Source organism: Sphingomonas bacterium, from assembly GCF_903643065.1.
Classification (GTDB): domain Bacteria; phylum Pseudomonadota; class Alphaproteobacteria; order Sphingomonadales; family Sphingomonadaceae; genus Sphingomonas.
In genome coordinates, this window is sequence record NZ_CAHJWX010000464.1 from 1 (window position 1) to 2,626 (window position 2,626).

Consider the following 2,626-nt stretch of genomic DNA (forward strand, 5'->3'; position numbering starts at 1 on the left):
GGCCGGCTCGGGCCGGCCACGGCGAGCGGCGATGTCGTCGTTACCGCGCGCCGGCGCAGCGAGACCGTGCAGAAGGTGCCGATCGCGATCTCCGTCATCGGCGGCACCGCGCTGGCGGAAACGGGGACCTATAACGTCAATCGGCTGACGCAGCTGCAGCCGACCCTGCAATTCTATTCCACCAATCCGCGCAATTCGGCCGCCAATATCCGTGGCCTCGGCGCGCCGTTCGGGCTCACCAACGACGGCATCGAACAGGGCGTCGGCATCTATGTCGACCAGGTCTATTACGCCCGCATCGCGTCGGCGACGTTCGACTTTACCGATACCGACCGGATCGAGGTGCTGCGCGGGCCGCAGGGGACGCTGTACGGCAAGAACACCACCGCCGGCGCGATCAACGTCTATACGCGCGCGCCGTCGTTCACGCCCGAGGCGCGCGTCGAGCTGACGGGGGGCAATTACGACTTCTTCCAGGGCAAGGCGTCCGTCTCCGGGCCGCTGGTCGACGACCAGCTCGCGATCCGCCTGTCCACCTCCGTCACCACGCGGCGCGGCACGATCTACAACACGCGGCTCGACCAGCATCAGAACAGCCAGGACAATGCAAGCTTCCGGGGCCAGCTGCTCTGGCACGCGACGCCGACGCTCGATCTGACGCTGTACGGGGACTATAACCATCAGAACCCGAACTGCTGCGTCCAATATTACGTGCGTACCGGCGCGACGCAGCGGCCGCTGTCGCGCCAATACGCCGCGCTGGCGGCGGCGTTCGGCTATCAGGTGCCCTCCACGAACCCGTTCGACCGCGTGACCGACCTCGACACGGTGCCGCTCGCCAAACAGGCGATCGGCGGCACGTCGCTGCTCGCCACCCTCGATCTGGGCGGCGCGACGCTGACCTCCGTCACGGCATGGCGCTTCTGGGACTGGGTGCCGAACAGCGACCGCGACTATATCGGGCTGCCGGTCACCACCGTGTCGGCCAACCGCTCGCAGCAGCGCCAGGTCACGCAGGAGGTGCGCATCGCGTCGAACGGCGACCGCAAGATCGACTATCTCGCCGGGCTGTTCTATTTCTATCAGACGGTGAACGTGGAGGGGCTGCAGGTGCAGGGCGCCGCCGCCAGCCGCTATACGCTCAACCCGACCTCGGCGGACGCGAACATCCCGGCGGTGCTGAACGGGCTCACCCAGACCGTGACGAGCCATCTGGGCAACACCAGCGCCGCCGCATTCGGCAAGCTGACCTGGCACCTGACCGACGCGATCTCGATCGCGCCGGGGCTGCGCGTCAATTATGACGAGAAGAACGCGAACTACGCCGCGGTGATCACCACCGGCGCGGGCGCGGTGCTGTCGTGCACGCCGGCGCCGACCGCCGCGATCCCGCGCGACCAATGCGCGACGCTGGCTCCGCAGCGCTACGACCCGCGGCTCAAGAAGTGGAATCTGTCGGGCGACGTCACCGCCGCCTGGGCGATCACGCCCGACGTCAACGCGTATGCGACCTATGCGCGCAGCTACAAGTCGGCGGGCGTCAACCTGTCCGGCCTGCCGCTGGACGCCGCCAACAACCCGATCCTGGCGGCGCAGACGGTCAAGCCCGAGAAGGTCAACCATTACGAGCTGGGGCTGAAGACACAGTTCGCCCAGCGACGCGCGACGGTGAACCTGGCGGCGTTCTGGACGGACATCTTCGATTACCAGGCGACGGTGAACAACAGCCAATATGCGGTGCTGCGCGGCTATCTCGCCAATGCCGGGCTGGTGCGCTCGCGCGGCCTGGAGGCGGACAGCGCGTTCCGCCCGACCACGCGGCTGAGCCTGTACGCCAGCGGTGCCTATACCGATGCGAAATACGTCCGTTTCGTCGACGCGCCCTGCCCGCCGGAGCTGTCGGGCGGCACCACCGTCGCCGCCGGCCAGACGCCGGGGGCGGCGGGCGTGCCGGGCGGGCTCAGCCCGGCCAATTGCAACATCTCCGGCCAGGTGCTGCCGGGCGTGTCGAAATGGGCGGCGTCCTATGGGGCGGAGTACGACCTGCCCGCGCGGATCGCGGGCACCGACGGGCAGCTCTACCTCGGCTATGACGGCAGCTACCGCTCGCGCTTCTCGTCCAACCCGTCGCCCTCGGCCTATACCTATGTACGGGGCTATGCGCTGAGCAACTTCCGGCTCGGCTACAAGACGGGCCGGAGCCTCAACGTCTTCGCCTGGGTGAGGAACGCGTTCGACCGCAACTATTTCGAGGTGCTGGCGACGCAGTCGGGGAGCACGGGGCTGATCGTGGGCCAGCCCGGTGACCCGCGTACCTATGGCGGCACGCTGAGCAAGGCGTTCTGAGGACAATATTTGCCCCTCCCCCGGAGGGGAGGGGCTTTGTCGTCAGATCACCCAGTCCGGTGCCATCGCGTCGTCCGGCAGCAGCTCCTCGCCCGGCGGTAGCAGCCCGCCTTCGGGGCCGAAGGCGAGCACCGCGTCGACGCCGCCACCGCTGAGCAGCCGCGCCACGGCGGCGGCGAGCGGCAGATGCGGCGAGTCGGGGGTGAGCGCGGCGCAGACCAGCATCGAGGTCGTCACGTGGCCGAGATCGAGGTGCTGGCGCGCGGCGAACGAGAGGACG

The 2,626-nt window shown here is 68.5% G+C and carries 2 protein-coding genes; one reads left to right on the plus strand and one right to left on the minus strand.

Going from position 1 to position 2,626, the window contains the following annotated elements:
- The coding region (locus HUU95_RS13910) for a TonB-dependent receptor (protein ID WP_174280644.1) at positions 1–2,346 on the plus strand (2,346 nt) is incomplete at its 5' end.
- A gap of 42 nt (positions 2,347–2,388) precedes the next feature.
- Here HUU95_RS13910 and HUU95_RS13915 read toward each other — a convergent pair.
- Positions 2,389–2,626: hypothetical protein (locus tag HUU95_RS13915; protein WP_174280645.1), on the minus strand; the 238-nt coding region annotated here is incomplete at its 5' end.